Genomic DNA, 14,695 nt, shown 5'->3' on the forward strand with positions numbered 1-14,695 from the left:
CCCGAAACCCACCCGCGGTCCGGGTCTGCCGGTAGACGCGTTCCCCGAGCCGGCCGCTGACGTGGTACCAGAGGACGTAGGTCACAACCCCGAACGGGACTGCGATGACGAGCACCACGGGACTGTAGACGAAGCCGAGGATCGCCAGGACGACGGTGAGTCCCGCGAAGACCGACACGAGACCGACCAGGAGCCGCGGTGCGCTCACGGCCGGCCTTGGGTGCCGAACGGCCTAAACCTCTCGCCACAGATTCAAGACGTTCGACCCCTAAATCGAACCATGAGCGTCGCTTCCCTGTGTGCAGTGTGCGAGAGCCGCGAAGCCGAGCGCACCTGCGACCGCTGCGGCCGCGGCGTCTGCGCGCAACACTACGACGACGCGTTCGGGCTCTGTCTCGACTGTGGGGACAGCGCGGGCTCGGGGGGTCCCGGCGGCCCCAGCGATCCCGACGGAACCGGTCGGGACGACGTCGGCGACAACGTGCAGTTCTGACTCCCGACCGGGTCGACCATCGGTTCGCCCGTCCGCGAACGACGGCCCGGCGTTTCGCTGGTTTCGCAGGCAGCAGCCTTTTACTTTATCTCCGCTGGGGGTACGTATGACGGAAACCCTCGGCCATCTCGGGATGGCGCTGATCTTCCTCGCCCCGGCGTGGCTGTTCATCGATGAGAAGCGTACGGCAGCTCTGTTCATCGCCGCCGGCTTCTGGTTCGGTCCAGTCCCGGACGTCGACACCTACCTCTCGGAATGGTTCCCGAACGAGATCCACCACCACGGCGTGGTTCACACCCTCCTCGCCGTCGTCGTCATGACCGCGATTCTCGGTCCGATCCTCGGCTGGCTGCTCAAGCGCGTCTTCGGCGGGACGAGCTGGTTCTCGAAGAAAGCGAGCCAGCGCGCCACCTGGATGGGTGTGATCGCCGTCGGGGCCGCGCTGACCTCCCACCTGTTCGCGGACATCCTCTCGGCTCCCGACATCTCGACCCGGATCGAGCCGCTCTGGCCGGTGGTCCAGGGGCCGATCGCGTACGTCGACGTGCTCTACTACGACTCGATCTGGGCCACGGTCGGGCTGTTCGTCCTCGGGTTGCTGGCCAACGCCGTCTTCTTCGCCTGGCGAACCCAGCGCGGTGCCCCGATGGGCTCGGCGACGCAGGGGTAGGACTATCGGAACTCGTTGAGCCGGCGCTTGAGTCGCTTGGCCGCCTCGCCGGCCGCCCCCGCGAACTGCTCGCCCTCGCCCGCGAAGGTGATCCCCCGCGAGGAGTTCACCAGCCCGACACCGCTCGCGAGCCCGTACTCGACGGCGGCCTCGCTATCCCCACCCTGCGCGCCCACGCCGGGGACCAGGAACGGCAGGTCGGGCGCGATCTCACGCACGCGTTCGAGTTCCTCCGGTGTCGTGGCTCCGACTACCAGTCCCACGTTGTCGTACTCGTTCCAGCCACTAGCGAGCCGTGCGACGCGCTCGTAGAGTCGTTCGTCACTGGCGAGTTCGAGGTCCTGGAGGTCACTCCCGCCTGGGTTCGAGGTCCGACACAGCACGAACACGCCGGCGTCTGTCTGCGAGAGGAACGGGTCGAGCGAATCCCGGCCGAGGTAGGGGTTGACGGTGATGGCGTCCACGGTGTCGAGTATTTGGGCATATTGGCGGGCGGTGTTGCCGATGTCGGCGCGTTTGGCGTCGAGGAGAACGGGTACATCCTTGCCGTGGGCGTAGGCGACGAGTTCGCGGAGCGCGCGCCAGCCATCCGGGTCCTCGTAGAAGGCGGCGTTCGGCTTGTAGCACGCGGCGTGCTCGTGGGTCGCGTCGATGATCCGGCGGGCCCAGGCCCACCGCGGGAGGTCGTGGTCGGCGAGGTGGTCGGGCAGCCGGTCTGGGTCGGGGTCGAGACCCACCGAGAGCACGCTGTCGGCGGTCTCGATGCGTGCGGCGAGTCGCTCGAAGAACATGGTCGGTACTCGGAACCCGCCGGCCTACCGTTTTCGGCTCGTCCGCCACACTGATACCCCCCGGCTCCATCCTGTGCGTATGCCAGTCACGGCGGTCGCGTTCGACCTCGATTACACCCTCGCGGTTCCCGACCGCGACCGCCAGACGCTCCTCGACGACGCCACCGAAGCGGTCGGTGCGCCCCGGTTCTCGCGCGAGGCCTACCTCGACGCCCATCGTCGGCACCTCACCAACGAGACGCGCGAGGCGATCTTCGCCGACCTCCTCGGCGAGGACAGTACTGTGTCGGCGGCGGCGCTCGCCGACGCCTATCGCGACACGATCGAGGAGGCGCTCGTGCCGGTCGCGGGGGCCGAAGCCCTCGTCACCGACCTCAAGGGGACCTATCGCGTCGGGCTCCTCACCGACGGCCCGGTCCGCGCCCAGCAGGCCAAACTCGACGCGCTCGGGTGGGCCGACCTGTTCGATTCGGTGGTGATAACGGGCTCGCTCGCCGCGGGCAAACCCGACGACCGCGCCTTCGCGGCCATCCTCGACAGGCTGTCGAGCGCGCCCGACGAGACGGTGTACGTCGGCGACCATCCCGAGGCCGACATCAGGGGTGCCAACGCCGCGGGGCTCTACACCATCCAGATCCTCGACGGGAGCGACGCCGTCCCCGAGGCCGACGCCAGCATCGAACGCGACGCGCTCGCCGACGACCTCCCCGGACTCATCGAGGGACTGTAGCTCCCCCCTTCCCCACTCCTCAGTCCTCGCGGAGTTCGCCGAGCGCGCGCTCGGCTACCTCGCCCACGTCGACCCCGCGGCGGCGGGCGTAGACCACCGCGGCGGCCTCGATGGTGAGCCCGAGCGAGCCCTGGAGTCGGTTTATCTCGGCGACGGCGGTTCGTTTTTCGGTGCCGTCGGCCACAACGCTGTCGAGCACGCGCTCGAACGTCGAGCGCTGTCGGAGGAGGTCCTCGCTCGGGACGAACCCGTCGGGGATCGTCACCTCGTCCGGGTCGAAACCGGGTTCGAGGCCGGCGTCGGTGCGTTCGAGGAGGCCCTCGCCGACCGCGACGTCCGCGAGGCGTTTGGCCTGGTCGGGCGAGAACCAGTCCCGGTCGAGCGAGAGCGCCACCACGAACTCGCTCTCGGCGAGTTCCATCTCCCCGCGACCCAGAAACGGTGCGGCGACGGCGCTCCGGAGACTCACACGGGAGGGCCACGGTCGAGCGGCCTAAAGGCTCCGGTAGACCCGCATCGAGCGATTCAAATAGCGCGCTCGTCGTGTGGGAGGTATGAAAGACCAAGGACGCTCGACGAAGAAGCGGACGGGCGGGCGACGACGACCGACGCACGGCAAACGCAAGCACCAGCTCGGCAGCGAGGGCACCGAGACCCGCGTCGGCGAGCCGAAGCTCAAGACCGTCACCTCGCGTGGTAACACGACGAAGGTCCGGGCGATCGCGACCGACCGCGCCACCGTCGCCGTCGACGGCGAGACCCGAAGCACGACCATCGAGAACGTGGTCGAGAACCCCGCGAACCCGAACTACGTCCGACGGAACATCGTCACGAAGGGCGCGCTGGTCGAGACCGGCGAGGGCGCGGCCCGCGTGACCTCCCGCCCCGGCCAGGACGGGCAGGTCAACGCCGTCCTCGAAGAGTAACCGACCGAAACCGAATTTTGCGGCCCGGCGGCTGCGGGGCGGTGCGGCCGCCGTGCGGGTGCGGCCGCTGGGTGGTTGTGGTGCGGTCCTGACGTCTCGGCGAGCGTCAGCGAGCCGAGGCTCAGGAGAGCTGTGCTCTCCTGGTGGATGAAGGGCGAGACTGCGAGCAAAGCGAGCAGTCGAGGGCTTCGGCGGTTGCGGTGCTGTGCGGTTTGCGGAGGTGGTCGCGGTGCTGTGCGGAGTTGGTTAGTGGTTGTACCGCGAGTGAGGCGGAGCCGAACGAGCGGCAGTTTTTAGTCCGCCGGAAGACGCGAAGCGTCTTCCGAGCCTTGCTTCGCGATGCTCAGCAAGACAGGTTTTGGGGCGGGGGAATCGCGCTCGCTTCGCTCGCGCTCAACCCCCGCCCCAAAAAGTGGGTGCTCAGAACGAGAGGTTGTTCTCCATCCCCTCGGTGGCCTCGTCGAGGCCGTCGCGGGTGGCCTCGGTCGTGTGGTCTTCGAGGTCGGCGTCGAGGTAGATCTCGTCGAAGGCCTCCCGGAAGCGGTCGCCGACCGCGCGGCGCTCGGCCCAGGTTTCGAGCACCCGACCGTAGCGCCGGACCGTCGATTCCGCGACGTCGAACTCCTCGGCGACCGCCGCGACGTCGGTCCCGTCTTCGAGCCGCTCGCGGAGGGTGTCGAGGTCGAACGGCGCTTCGACGTCGTCGTCCCGAAAGAGGTGGAGGTCCATCCGGGCCTGGAAGACGGTGTGGCGCGATTCGTCGACCGCGTCGGCGAGTTCGGCGTCGCCATCGTCCTCGTAGAACCCGCGGACGATGGCGACGAGCCCCTCGCGGTCGAGGTCGGTCGTGAACTCGTAGCGCTCGTCCATCGCCGCGACCACCTCGGCGGTGCGCTCGTCTGGCGAGCCCTCGGGTGCGATCGCCCCCCGCTCGTCCTCCTGAGGCTCGGTGACGCTCGACGCGTCGGTGACCTCCATGAAGATGTCCCGGAGCTCCTCGGTTTTTTCGTCCATTGCCACGCGAACGAAGCGTCTGACACCGGCGAATAAAAACCCACCGGCGACCCGAACCCGAGTTCGTCAACCAGACTTATTAGAGGGGTTGACGAAGGGTCGCTATCGTGAGTACGCGAACCACCGACACCGAACTCGTCGGCGACGAGACCGCGGCCAACCTCGCGCGGGCGGCGCTGTTCGCGGCATTGCTGGGGGCTTTCGCCTACGTGGCGTTCCCGTACCCTCTCTCGCCCGCGCCCGTGACCCTGCAGGTCCTCGGGGTGTTCCTCGCGGGCCTGTTCTGTGGCCCGGTTTGGGGGGCGGCGGCCTGTGGGCTCTACCTCCTCGCGGGCGCGCTCGGCGCGCCGGTGTTCGCGCTCGGGACCGCGGGATTCGGGGTCCTCCTCGGCCCGACCGCGGGCTACCTCTGGTCGTATCCCCTCGGCGCGGCAGTCATCGGCGGCCTCGCCTACGGGCGGTCGGCGGTCGACCCCGGTCGAGTGGGGCTCGTTCGGCTCGTCGTCGCGCTCGTCGCCGGCATCGTCGTGATCTACACCTGTGGGACCCTCGGACTGATGGCGACCCAGCAGCTCGGGCCCGTCGAGGCGTTCCTGACCGGCGCGGCGGCGTTCCTGCCGGCCGAGGCGCTGAAGGCGGCTGCCGCGGTCGGGATCGTCCGGAGCGACGCGCTCGTGACCGAATGATCGAGACCCGCGATCTCGTCTATCGCTACGGGAGCGACGAGGACGATCGACCGGCGGTCGACGGCGTCTCGCTCACCATCGACGACGGCGAGTTCGTGGTGCTCGCGGGCCCCAACGGCTCGGGAAAGACGAGCCTGGTGCGGTTGTTCAACGGGCTGCTCACGCCCGATTCGGGGTCCGTCGCGGTCAACGGAGTACCGGTGGCCGAGGACCTCGTGGCCGCTCGGAGCACGGTGGCGATGACGTTTCAGGACCCGAAGGACGGTTTCGTCGCTGCGACGGTCGGCGCGGACGTCGCGTTCGGGCCGGAGAACCTCGGGCTCCCGCGGGAGACGATCGACCGGCGGGTCGAGCGGGCGCTCTCGGCGGTGCGGCTGGCGGGGCGCGAGGACGACCGGATCGACCGGCTCTCGGGTGGCGAGCAGGCCCGGGTCGCCATCGCGGGCGCGCTCGCGATGGATCCCGACCATCTGGTGCTCGACGAACCGTTCGCGGGGCTCGACGAGCCCGCGCGGGCGTCGGTTCTCGACAGGCTGGCCGCGCTATCGGCCGACGGGACGAGCATCGTGGTCGTGACACACGACCTCCGCGACCTCCTCGCGCTCGCCGACCGGGTGGTGGTGCTGCGCGATGGCCAGGTCGCGCTCGACGCCGCACCCGAGAACGTCCGCGACCGACTGGCGGGGCTCGGCGTACGGGTTCCGGCCCGCGGTGCGGACCCGTGACGCTGGCGTACGAACCCGGCGACTCGGTGGCGCATCGGCTCGATCCGCGGACGAAGCTCGCCGTTCAGGTCGGGTTCGCGGTCGCGGCGTTCGCCCACACCACCCCGCGCGGGCTCGCCGTCGCGACCGGCATCACGGCCGTCGCCCTCCTCGCAGCGGCCACCTCGCCGGTCGAAGCCGTGGCCGAGGTGCGATACGCGCTCCCCTTTCTCGTCGCCGGGCCGGCCGTCGCGGCGCTCACGCTCGGGCCGCCGTGGGTCGCGCTCGCCGAGGCCGGCGGCCCGGCACTGGCGAGCTACCGGGTCCTGCTCGTCCTGGTGGTGAGCACGGCCTACGTCCGGACGACGCCGGTCCGGGACTCGCGCGCCGCGATCCAGCGGACGATCCCGGGCCGGACGGGTCGGCTGCTCGGGGTCGGCGTGGCGCTGGTCTTCCGGTTCTTGCCGGTGTTGGTGGCCGACCTCAAGGGCGCGCGAACGGCGATGCGGGCGCGTCTCGGCACCGAACGCTCGCTGGTCGAGCGGATGCGGATAGTCGCCGCCGCGGGCGTCGGGCGGGCGTTCGGCCGGGCGGACCGACTGGGACTCGCCCTTCGTGCCCGGTGTTTCGCGTGGAACCCGACGCTTCCGGCCCTCCAACTCTCCTGGCTCGACGGTCCCGCGCTCCTTATCGCGGGTGGTTTGCTCGTGTGGGCGGCGCTCTGACGCCCACTGGATATATGCCCGTCGACCCCGAAGCCCGCGCATGGTGCTCGACGCAGCTGACTGGGAGGTTGCCGACCCGACCAGCGACGTCATCACGCAGGTCCGGGACGTCCTCACCGACGACGAAACCCGCGCCTACTGCGTCGACGACTTCTTTCGCGACGCCGGCCCGGAGTCCGAGGGGTTCGAACCCCTCGCCACGCTGCTCGAAGCCCTCGACTGGCAGGTCTCGAAACAGCGCTCGGAGGTCCTCGTCGAGATGGCGCTCGAAACCCTCGTCTCGCGCGACGTGGCGGAGAAACGCGTGCGCCAGGAGGACGGCGACGCGGTCGCGTACTACCGCGCCGCGTGACGGCTCCAGGGGAGCCGTCCCCCCGCTGTTGCCAAGATTTAACCCCGGCGGTCGATACGCTAACAGTAGTAAATGATACATCCACTCCAGGCCGGAACCGTCACCCGGGAGACGTTCTGGCTGGTGGGCCCGGTGGGGAAGGCGGTGTTCTACTTCCTCGCGGCGCTCGCGGTCGTGCTCTTCCTCTACGGGGTCTACGACCGGTTCGCGCGCTATGCACAGGGGCCCGACGACGCCTTCGCGCGACTCGACGACCTCCCGGGTCGGGTGGTGAGCGCCGCGAGCACAGTTTTGTCGAACCGCAACCAGTTCGACCGCGACCTCTACGGCGGGCTGATGCACACCTTCATCATGTGGGGGTTTCTCACCCTCCTGATCGGCACCACCATCCTCGGGATCGACATGGACGGCTACCGGCTCGTGACCGGGCTGCTCGGCGAGGAGCAGTCCTTCTTCGTCGGCGATTTCTACCTCTCGTACTCCCTGATAATGGACGCGCTCGGCTTCCTGTTCATAGTGGGACTCGGCATGGCGATCTATCGTCGGCACGTCGTCCGCACCGACCGCCTCTGGAGCCGTCACACCAGCCTCGAAGACGGGACGTTCGTCTGGGTGCTCTTCTTCCTCGGCGTGGGTGGCTACCTCCTCGAAGGGTTGCGGATTCTCGCGACCGGCTTCCCGAGCTTCGAGACGGTGAGTTTTGTGGGATGGTTCGTCGCGGACGCCCTCCGCGCCGCCGGCGTCTCCGAGAGCCTCGCGACGACTCTCTATCCGGCGGCGTGGTGGTCGCACTCGCTCCTCGCGCTCGGGTTCGTCGCGTGGGTCCCCTACGCCAAACCGTTCCACATGATCTCGAGCTTCGCGAACGTCGTGACCCGCGACGAGAAGGCCGGGGTTCGCCTTCCGGGGGTGCCCGCTGACGCCGCACCCGACGAGATCGGCTTCACCGAAGTGGAGGACATGTCCTGGCGACAGCGCCTCGACCACGACGCCTGCACCAAGTGCGGCCGGTGTTCGTCGGTCTGCCCCGCGAAGGCGTCGGGCCGCCCGCTCGATCCCCGGAACGTGATCCTCGACCTGAAGAACTACCGGGAGTCCGTGGACGCGGGCGGCGAGACGAAGGACATCGTGGCCGACGGCGGCACGAGCGTGATCGACTCCCGGACGATGGAGTCGTGTATGTCGTGTATGGCCTGTATGGACGCCTGTCCGGTGGACATCGAACACGTCCCGCAGTTCACGGAGATGAACCGCCGGCTGACCGAGATGGGCGAGATGGACGACAATGTGCAGGAGACCATGATGGACGTCTTCCAGCAGGGCAACTCGTTCGGGGACCCGGAACGCAAACGCCCCGACTGGGTCGAGAAACTGGACTTCGAGGTGCCCGACGCCCGCGATGGCCCTGTCGAGTACCTCTGGTACGTCGGCGACTATCCCTCCTACGACGAGCGCAACCGGCGGGTAGCGCGCTCGCTCGCGACCATCCTCGAACATTCCGGGGTTTCCTACGGGATCCTCTACGAGGACGAACAGAACGACGGCAACGACGTCCGGCGCGTCGGTGAAGAGGGACTGTACGAAATGCTTGCCGAGGACAACGCCGCCGCGTTCGAGGAGTGTGAGTTCGAGAAACTGGTCTGTACCGACCCCCACAGCTACAACACGTTCGAAAACGAGTACCCGGAACTCGACGGCGTCGAGTGGAATTCGGATGGCGAGATCGACGTCCACCACTACACCCAAGTCGTTCAGGAACTCGCACAGTCGGGAAAGATCGACCTCGCGGGGACCGAACTCGACTACACCGTCACCTACCACGACCCGTGCCACCTCGGCCGAATGAACGACGAGTTCGAAGCTCCCAGGGACTTGATCCAGCGGACGGGCTGTACGCTCGACGAGATGCCCAGGAATCGGGCGAACTCGTTCTGCTGTGGCGGGGGTGGCGGCGGTCTCTGGATGGACTTCGACGAGGAGCCCAAACCCAGCGAGGAGCGCCTCCGGGAAGCCCTGGAGGACACGGATGCGGGGGCGGGAATCGAGAAGTTCGTGGTCGCCTGCCCGATGTGCATGACGATGTACGAGGATGGACGCAAGACCGGGAACTTCGAAGACCGGATCGAAATCGTCGGACTCTCCGAACTCCTCGCCGAGGCTATCGAGTCGGGTGGGCGGGCCACGGATTCGACCACGGCCGCGGGAACGGCGACCGCGGACGACTGATTCGGCCCGAGAACGGATTCAGAGCAGCCACTCGATGACGCCGAGCGAGAGCGCCGCGAGCGCGGTCTCGAAGACGAGGGTGCCGATCGCCGAGAGCACCACGAACTCCCGGGTTCGCATCTCGGCGAAGCCCGCGGGGACGGTGAGCATCCCGCGGGTGAACAGCAGTGAGTTGCTCACCGGGACGACGAGCGGGCCCCAGCGGTCGAACCAGCCGTCGAAGGTCGCGAGACGCTCGTCGCTCACCCGGAACCACCGCTTCTGGAGGAGCCACTCCCGGCCGCCGCGCTTCGCGAGCGTGAACAACGCGGTCTGCCCGATCGTCGCCCCGAGGACGGCGACCCCGATGATGGCGGCGATCTCGGGGATGGTTCCCCCCAGGAGCCCGATCGAGATCGGCACGATCGCCTCGCTCGGCATGAAGTACATCAACATCGCGCCTTCGAGCACGAACACGCAGAGCAGCGCGAGGAACGCGAACTCCGAATCGAGGAGATCCCGCAGGAGTTGCGGCATCTCGGCTATCTGGAGGACCGGCGCGATCATCGTCGGAGCTACTTCGGTGGCTCCTAAATCGTTTCCGTCACGCCGCGGGGGTTTTGGGCTCCGGGGCCCTCCACAGACCATGTCCGGTCCTCACCGCCCGCGCCGGCTCCGCCGCGACGGGCTCCGCGGCCTCGTTCGCGAAACCGACCTTCGGCCGACCGACCTCATCGCGCCGGTGTTCGTCGACGCCACGACCGACGAGCGGGTCCCAATAGAGTCGATGCCGGGTCACGAGCGCGTCCCCGTGAGCCAGGCCGCCGACCGCGTCGCCGAGGTCGAGGCGACCGGCGTCGAGAGCGTGATGCTCTTCGGGATCCCCGAATCGAAGGACGAACGCGGCACGCGGGCCTGGGCCGACGACGGCGTGGTCCAGCGCGCGCTCCGGCGGATCACGGCGGAAACCGACGTCTTCGCCATCACCGACGTCTGTCTCTGTGAGTACACCGAACACGGCCACTGCGGGGTGCTCACCGACGAGGCGCACGAGCGGTGGGACGGGGCCGCGAGCGACGGCGGGATGGCGACGACCGACGGGCGGCCCGACCTCACCGTCGACAACGACGCGACCCTCGACCTCCTGGGGAAGGTCGCCGAGAGCCACGCCGCGGCGGGGGCGGACATGGTCGCGCCGAGCAGCGCGACCGACGGCATGGTGGGTGCCATTCGAGGCGCGCTCGACGGCGCGGGCTACGAGGACGTCCCGATCATGTCCTACGCCGCGAAGTACGAGAGCGCGTTCTACGGGCCCTTCCGCGACGCCGCCGACGGGGCCCCCGCCTTCGGCGACCGCCGGCACTACCAGATGGACCCCGCGAACGCGCGCGAGGCGCTCCGCGAGGTCGACCTCGACGTCGAGGAGGGTGCGGACGTGCTGATGGTCAAACCCGCCCTGCCGTATCTCGACGTGGTCCGGCAGGTCCGCGACCACACCGACTACCCGGTGGCGGCCTACAACGTCTCCGGCGAGTACGCGATGCTCCACGCCGCCGCCGAGAAGGGCTGGCTCGACCTCGACGCGGTGGCGCTCGAATCGCTGCTGTCGATCAAACGCGCCGGTGCTGACCTGGTCCTCACCTACTTCGCCGAGACCATCGCCGACCGGCTCTGACCTCCGACCGGTCGAGCCATCCATGCGACACGTTGTGTCGGCGCGCGCGAGGCCGACAGGGTAGTACCCGATCGAATCGACGGATTCGGATCGAAACTTTCAGCCGGCGGAGCGCGGGCGTTTCCGATCGGACGGGACCTAATATGATATAGATATACTCCCATATTGAACATATGTTTACCGTATGTGGCTTGAACACTCCCCCACCAAGTGGAATATTTATATACTATCACTTCCAGACGTCTTCGCGTGATGGGGACCACGAACATGGTCAAAAAGACGGTCAATCCGAACGAACAGCTACCGATTTACGCTGACTCTGGGCAGGTGATCCGGAAATGACCGACGTGCTGCTCCAGTCCGGGCTCGACGTCGGGGTGCTCGCCGACGGGGTCAACAACGTCTGGGTGTTGACGGTGACCTTCCTGATCTTCTTCATGCACGCGGGCTTCGCGATGCTGGAGGCCGGTCAGGTCAGAGCGAAGAACGTCGCCAACCAGCTCACGAAGAACATGCTGACGTGGTCGCTCGGCGTCGTGGCCTTCTTCCTCGTCGGTGCAGCCGTCTCGACGATCGTGGCCGGTCTGACGAGCGGCAGCGGGGTCGATATCGGCGGGGCGTTCGGCAGCGTCATCGCGCCCGCGGACCCCACCGCGTGGGTCGGCTGGCTGTTCAGCGCGGTGTTCGCGATGACCGCCGCCACGATCGTCTCGGGTGCAGTCGCGGGGCGGTGTAAGCTCCGGGCCTACGTCACCTACACCTTCCTGCTCGCCGCGGTCATCTACCCCGTCGTGACGGGCGTCACCTGGGGCGGCGGCTTCCTCGCCGACTTCATGGGCGTCGGTTTCCACGACTTCGCGGGCGGCATGATCGTCCACGGCATGGGCGGCATCGCCGGCCTCACCGCGGCGTGGGTCATCGGCCCCCGGATCGACCGCTACAACGACGACGGCAGCGCGAACGTGATCCCCGGCCACTCGATGACGTTCGCGGTGCTCGGCACCCTCATCCTCTGTTTCGGCTGGTACGGCTTCAACGTCGGCACGGCGGCGACGGTGTTCACCGCCGAGAACGACACGCTCGCGCTCGGCGCGTTCGCGAGCACCGTCGGCCGGGTCGCGCTCACGACCACGCTCGCGATGGGGACCGGCGCGCTCGGTGCCGCCGGCGTCTCGTTGCTCAAGAGCGACAAGGTCGACACCCTCTTCGTCGCCAACGGGATGCTCGCGGGCCTCGTGGTCATCACCAGCGTCACGGACGCCGTGACGTGGTGGGGGGCCATGATCCTCGGGCTGCTCGCGGGCGGCCAGCTCCCGATCGTCTTCGCGTTCGTCGAGAAGCGCCTCAAGATCGACGACGTCTGTGCGGTCTACCCGGTCCACGGCTCGGCCGGCGCGATGGGCGCGGTACTCTTCCCGTTCTTCGCGGTGGGCGGCTTCTCCGTCACGCAGCTCATCGTCCAGATCGTCGGCGTCACCGTCATCGGCGGCTGGACGATCCTCGCGACCGCGGCGGTCTTCTACGCGTTCAAGGCGGCCGGCCAGGCGCGGGTCACCCCCGAGCACGAACGCAACGGGCTCGATAGCTCCGAACACGGTGTCGACACCTACCCCGAGTTCGGCTTCGGCGACTCGGGCGGCCCCGTCGCCGACGGCGGGACGGTCCGCTCGATCGACGACGAGAAGATCCGGACCGACGGTGGTGAACCCGAACCCAACGGCGGGGAGCTCAAGATGATCACCGCCGTCGTCCGCCCGGAGAAACTCAACGCAGTGAAGAGCGCGCTCTCGGAGGCCGGCGCGCCCTCGCTCACGGTGACGAACGTCTCCGGCCGGGGCAGCCAGCCGGTCACGAAGGGCCAGTGGCGCGGCGAGGAGTACACCGTCGACCTCCACCAGAAGGTCAAGATCGAGTGTGTGGTCGCCGAGATCCCCGCCTCGGACGTGGTCGACGCCATCGTCGAGCGGGCTTCGACCGGCGAACCCGGCGACGGCAAGGTGTTCGTCACCCCCGTCGAGGACGCGGCTCAGATCCGAACCGGGACACACGGACCGGACGCGGTCTAAACACCCACTTTTTTAGACGGGGGAATCGCTCGCCTTCGGCTCGCTCAACCCCCGTCCAAAAACCTGGACTAAAAAGGCCGCTCGCTCGGCTTCGCCTCGCTCGCGGTACAACCACTAACCGCCCCGTACCGAAACCACTCCGCACAGCAACCGCTCCCGCCGAAGCCCTCGTTCACGCCTCCGGCGTTCACTCGCCCTTCATCCGCCAGGACCGCACCGCCCCGCCACCGCAGTCTCGGCTCGCTACCGCTCGCCGAGACCGTTCCACAACCGCACCGCCGCCGCCGCGCGGCGGCTCACTCGAAGTAGGCCTTGTAGGCTTCGAGGGTCTCCTCGATGTCCTCGTCGGTGTGCGCGTCGCTCACGAACTGGGACTCCATCTGGTTCGCGGTCAGCAGGATTCCCTGGTCCAGCATCGCGGGTCTGAACAGCCGGTCCCAGCGGTCGGTCTCGGCGTCTGCGACGTCCGCACCGGTCTTGGGACACCGCTCGAAGCGTGCACAGTCGGGTTCCTGCCGACAGCCCGCCCGGCAGGAATCACTCACGCCCCCCGACCCGCCGCGGGTGAAGACAAGCTTGAACATGCTCTCGGTCCCGAGCACTGTGTAGCCCGGCGCGCGCTCGTCGACGATATCGGTAATGCCCGACCGGAGCTTTTCTCCCAGTCGGTTCACGTGGTCGTAGACGTCGTTCTCGGCCGCGTAACGCAGGGTTTCGAGCCCCGCCGCCATCGCCATCGGGTGCCCCGAGTAGGTTCCGGACTGGAAGACGTCCCCTGACGGCGTGAACGACTCGATTATCTCGGCCGGGCCGCCGATCGCACCCGCCGGCAGGCCGCCGCCGATGATCTTCGCGAACGTCGTGAGGTCCGGTTCGATATCGAACTTCCCCTGAGCGCACTGGAGGCCCCCGACGCGGAAGCCCGTCATCACCTCGTCGAAGACCAGCAACGCGCCGTGTTCGTCGCACAACTCGCGCAGGCGGTCGTGATAGCCCTCGACCGGGAGCACGCTCGCGGTGTTCCCGAGCAGAGGTTCGGTGAGCACCGCCGCGATCTCGCCCTCGTGGGCCTCGAAGACGGCTTCCAGGCTCTCGGTGTCGTTGAACGGCACCGGGATGGTCTCGGCCGCGAAGGACTGCGGGATCCCCGGTGAGGAGGGCCGCGGCGCGTCCGGCGAGCCCTCGACCAGCGTCGACTCCTGGGCCCCGTGATAGCCACCCTGCATCACGACGACCTTGTCACGGCCGGTGTAGCCCCGCGCGAGCCGGACCGCCGACACCGTGGCTTCGGTGCCCGAGTTCACGAACCGGAGCATCTCGACGCTCGGCACGTGGCGCGCGACGAACTCCGCGAGTTCGACCTCGACCTCGGTGGGTGTGCCGTACATCGGCCCCGCGCTCATGTGGGACTGGACCGCCGCGCGGACCGACTCGGGGAGGTCGTGACCCAACAAAAGCGGGCCGTAGCCCATCACGTAGTCGATGTAGCGGTTGCCGTCGGCGTCGATCAGATGCGATCCGTCGCCGCGCTCGGCGAACGCGGGGTAGGGCTGGGTCGCGCGCACCGAGGAGTTCACACCGCCGGCCAGCACGGGGAGGGCGCGGTCGTAGAGGTCGCGCGAGCGCTCGCGGTTCATGTCCCGGAGTACGACAGGGGA

General features: G+C 68.3%; 16 protein-coding genes and 1 pseudogene. 11 read left to right on the top strand and 6 right to left on the bottom strand.

The features are described 5' to 3' along the window. Positions 1-208 (bottom strand): annotated as a pseudogene (locus tag D3261_RS15820) (molecular chaperone DnaJ); the annotation flags it as partial. 72 nt (positions 209-280) lie between these two features. Here D3261_RS15820 and D3261_RS15825 point away from each other — a divergent pair. Both D3261_RS15825 and D3261_RS15830 read left to right on the top strand, forming a co-directional pair. After that, positions 281-493 carry a hypothetical protein gene (locus tag D3261_RS15825; RefSeq protein WP_120074022.1) on the top strand — a complete coding sequence of 71 codons (213 nt, stop codon included), beginning with the start codon at positions 281-283 and terminating at the stop codon, positions 491-493. A gap of 106 nt (positions 494-599) precedes the next feature. Then, positions 600-1,163: a metal-dependent hydrolase gene (locus tag D3261_RS15830; protein ID WP_120074024.1), complete on the top strand. Its 564-nt coding sequence runs from the start codon at positions 600-602 to the stop codon at positions 1,161-1,163. A 2-nt stretch (positions 1,164-1,165) separates the two neighbouring features. On the opposite strand, the gene pyrF is transcribed toward D3261_RS15830, so the two are convergent. Next, positions 1,166-1,954, bottom strand: a complete 789-nt coding sequence (gene pyrF / locus D3261_RS15835) for an orotidine-5'-phosphate decarboxylase (RefSeq protein ID WP_120074026.1) — start codon at positions 1,952-1,954, stop codon at positions 1,166-1,168. 79 nt (positions 1,955-2,033) lie between these two features. Between pyrF and D3261_RS15840 the strand changes: the two genes are divergently transcribed. Then, entirely contained in the window at positions 2,034-2,684 is a 651-nt protein-coding gene (locus D3261_RS15840) for an HAD family hydrolase (RefSeq protein WP_120074028.1), read from the top strand. A gap of 19 nt (positions 2,685-2,703) precedes the next feature. On the opposite strand, the gene D3261_RS15845 is transcribed toward D3261_RS15840, so the two are convergent. Further along, the gene (locus D3261_RS15845; RefSeq protein WP_120074030.1) at positions 2,704-3,153 is read right to left on the bottom strand and encodes a DUF2240 family protein; all 450 of its coding nucleotides are present in this window, start codon (positions 3,151-3,153) and stop codon (positions 2,704-2,706) included. 85 nt (positions 3,154-3,238) lie between these two features. Between D3261_RS15845 and D3261_RS15850 the strand changes: the two genes are divergently transcribed. Further along, on the top strand, positions 3,239-3,610 hold the full coding sequence (locus D3261_RS15850) for a 30S ribosomal protein S8e (RefSeq protein WP_120074032.1): 372 nt from the start codon (positions 3,239-3,241) through the stop codon (positions 3,608-3,610). Positions 3,611-4,030: 420 nt separating this feature from the next. Here D3261_RS15850 and D3261_RS15855 read toward each other — a convergent pair whose 3' ends face one another. Beyond that, positions 4,031-4,624, bottom strand: a complete 594-nt coding sequence (locus D3261_RS15855) for a helix-turn-helix domain-containing protein (RefSeq protein WP_120074034.1) — start codon at positions 4,622-4,624, stop codon at positions 4,031-4,033. 107 nt (positions 4,625-4,731) lie between these two features. On the opposite strand from D3261_RS15855, the gene D3261_RS15860 reads away from it, so the two are divergent. The 5 genes from D3261_RS15860 to D3261_RS15880 all read left to right on the top strand — a co-directional run bounded on the left by D3261_RS15860 (position 4,732) and on the right by D3261_RS15880 (position 9,317). After that, positions 4,732-5,310, top strand: coding sequence for a biotin transporter BioY (locus D3261_RS15860; protein ID WP_120074036.1), 579 nt, complete (start codon positions 4,732-4,734; stop codon positions 5,308-5,310). Further along, positions 5,307-6,035: an energy-coupling factor ABC transporter ATP-binding protein gene (locus tag D3261_RS15865; protein WP_120074046.1), complete on the top strand. Its 729-nt coding sequence runs from the start codon at positions 5,307-5,309 to the stop codon at positions 6,033-6,035. Before D3261_RS15860 ends, D3261_RS15865 begins: the two co-directional genes overlap by 4 nt. Continuing rightward, on the top strand, positions 6,032-6,739 hold the full coding sequence (locus D3261_RS15870; protein WP_120074048.1) for an energy-coupling factor transporter transmembrane protein EcfT: 708 nt from the start codon (positions 6,032-6,034) through the stop codon (positions 6,737-6,739). Before D3261_RS15865 ends, D3261_RS15870 begins: the two co-directional genes overlap by 4 nt. Positions 6,740-6,779: 40 nt before the next feature. Beyond that, on the top strand, positions 6,780-7,091 hold the full coding sequence (locus tag D3261_RS15875; protein WP_120074050.1) for a hypothetical protein: 312 nt from the start codon (positions 6,780-6,782) through the stop codon (positions 7,089-7,091). A gap of 72 nt (positions 7,092-7,163) precedes the next feature. Further along, entirely contained in the window at positions 7,164-9,317 is a 2,154-nt protein-coding gene (locus D3261_RS15880; protein WP_120074052.1) for a (Fe-S)-binding protein, read from the top strand. Between the two features lie 18 nt (positions 9,318-9,335). On the opposite strand, the gene D3261_RS15885 is transcribed toward D3261_RS15880, so the two are convergent. Further along, on the bottom strand, positions 9,336-9,863 hold the full coding sequence (locus D3261_RS15885) for a DedA family protein (protein ID WP_120074054.1): 528 nt from the start codon (positions 9,861-9,863) through the stop codon (positions 9,336-9,338). Between the two features lie 79 nt (positions 9,864-9,942). On the opposite strand from D3261_RS15885, the gene hemB reads away from it, so the two are divergent. Both hemB and D3261_RS15895 read left to right on the top strand, forming a co-directional pair. Continuing rightward, on the top strand, positions 9,943-10,971 hold the full coding sequence (gene hemB / locus D3261_RS15890) for a porphobilinogen synthase (RefSeq protein ID WP_120074055.1): 1,029 nt from the start codon (positions 9,943-9,945) through the stop codon (positions 10,969-10,971). 338 nt (positions 10,972-11,309) lie between these two features. Beyond that, on the top strand, positions 11,310-13,037 hold the full coding sequence (locus D3261_RS15895; RefSeq protein WP_120074057.1) for an ammonium transporter: 1,728 nt from the start codon (positions 11,310-11,312) through the stop codon (positions 13,035-13,037). 296 nt (positions 13,038-13,333) lie between these two features. On the opposite strand, the gene D3261_RS15900 is transcribed toward D3261_RS15895, so the two are convergent. Next, positions 13,334-14,674, bottom strand: coding sequence for a glutamate-1-semialdehyde 2,1-aminomutase (locus tag D3261_RS15900; protein ID WP_120074059.1), 1,341 nt, complete (start codon positions 14,672-14,674; stop codon positions 13,334-13,336). Positions 14,675-14,695 lie beyond the last annotated feature (21 nt).

The organism is Halococcus sp. IIIV-5B (genome assembly GCF_003602035.1).
GTDB lineage: Archaea > Halobacteriota > Halobacteria > Halobacteriales > Halococcaceae > Halococcus > Halococcus salsus.

Coding starts and splice junctions, on each gene's coding strand:
- D3261_RS15825 (WP_120074022.1), top strand. CDS start 281: ATGAGCGTCGCTTCCCTGTGTGCAGTGTGCGAGAGCCGCGAAGCCGAG.
- D3261_RS15830 (WP_120074024.1), top strand. CDS start 600: ATGACGGAAACCCTCGGCCATCTCGGGATGGCGCTGATCTTCCTCGCC.
- pyrF (WP_120074026.1), bottom strand. CDS start 1,954: ATGTTCTTCGAGCGACTCGCCGCACGCATCGAGACCGCCGACAGCGTG.
- D3261_RS15840 (WP_120074028.1), top strand. CDS start 2,034: ATGCCAGTCACGGCGGTCGCGTTCGACCTCGATTACACCCTCGCGGTT.
- D3261_RS15850 (WP_120074032.1), top strand. CDS start 3,239: ATGAAAGACCAAGGACGCTCGACGAAGAAGCGGACGGGCGGGCGACGA.
- D3261_RS15855 (WP_120074034.1), bottom strand. CDS start 4,624: ATGGACGAAAAAACCGAGGAGCTCCGGGACATCTTCATGGAGGTCACC.
- D3261_RS15865 (WP_120074046.1), top strand. CDS start 5,307: ATGATCGAGACCCGCGATCTCGTCTATCGCTACGGGAGCGACGAGGAC.
- D3261_RS15875 (WP_120074050.1), top strand. CDS start 6,780: ATGGTGCTCGACGCAGCTGACTGGGAGGTTGCCGACCCGACCAGCGAC.
- D3261_RS15880 (WP_120074052.1), top strand. CDS start 7,164: ATGATACATCCACTCCAGGCCGGAACCGTCACCCGGGAGACGTTCTGG.
- D3261_RS15885 (WP_120074054.1), bottom strand. CDS start 9,863: ATGATCGCGCCGGTCCTCCAGATAGCCGAGATGCCGCAACTCCTGCGG.
- hemB (WP_120074055.1), top strand. CDS start 9,943: ATGTCCGGTCCTCACCGCCCGCGCCGGCTCCGCCGCGACGGGCTCCGC.
- D3261_RS15895 (WP_120074057.1), top strand. CDS start 11,310: ATGACCGACGTGCTGCTCCAGTCCGGGCTCGACGTCGGGGTGCTCGCC.
- D3261_RS15900 (WP_120074059.1), bottom strand. CDS start 14,674: ATGAACCGCGAGCGCTCGCGCGACCTCTACGACCGCGCCCTCCCCGTG.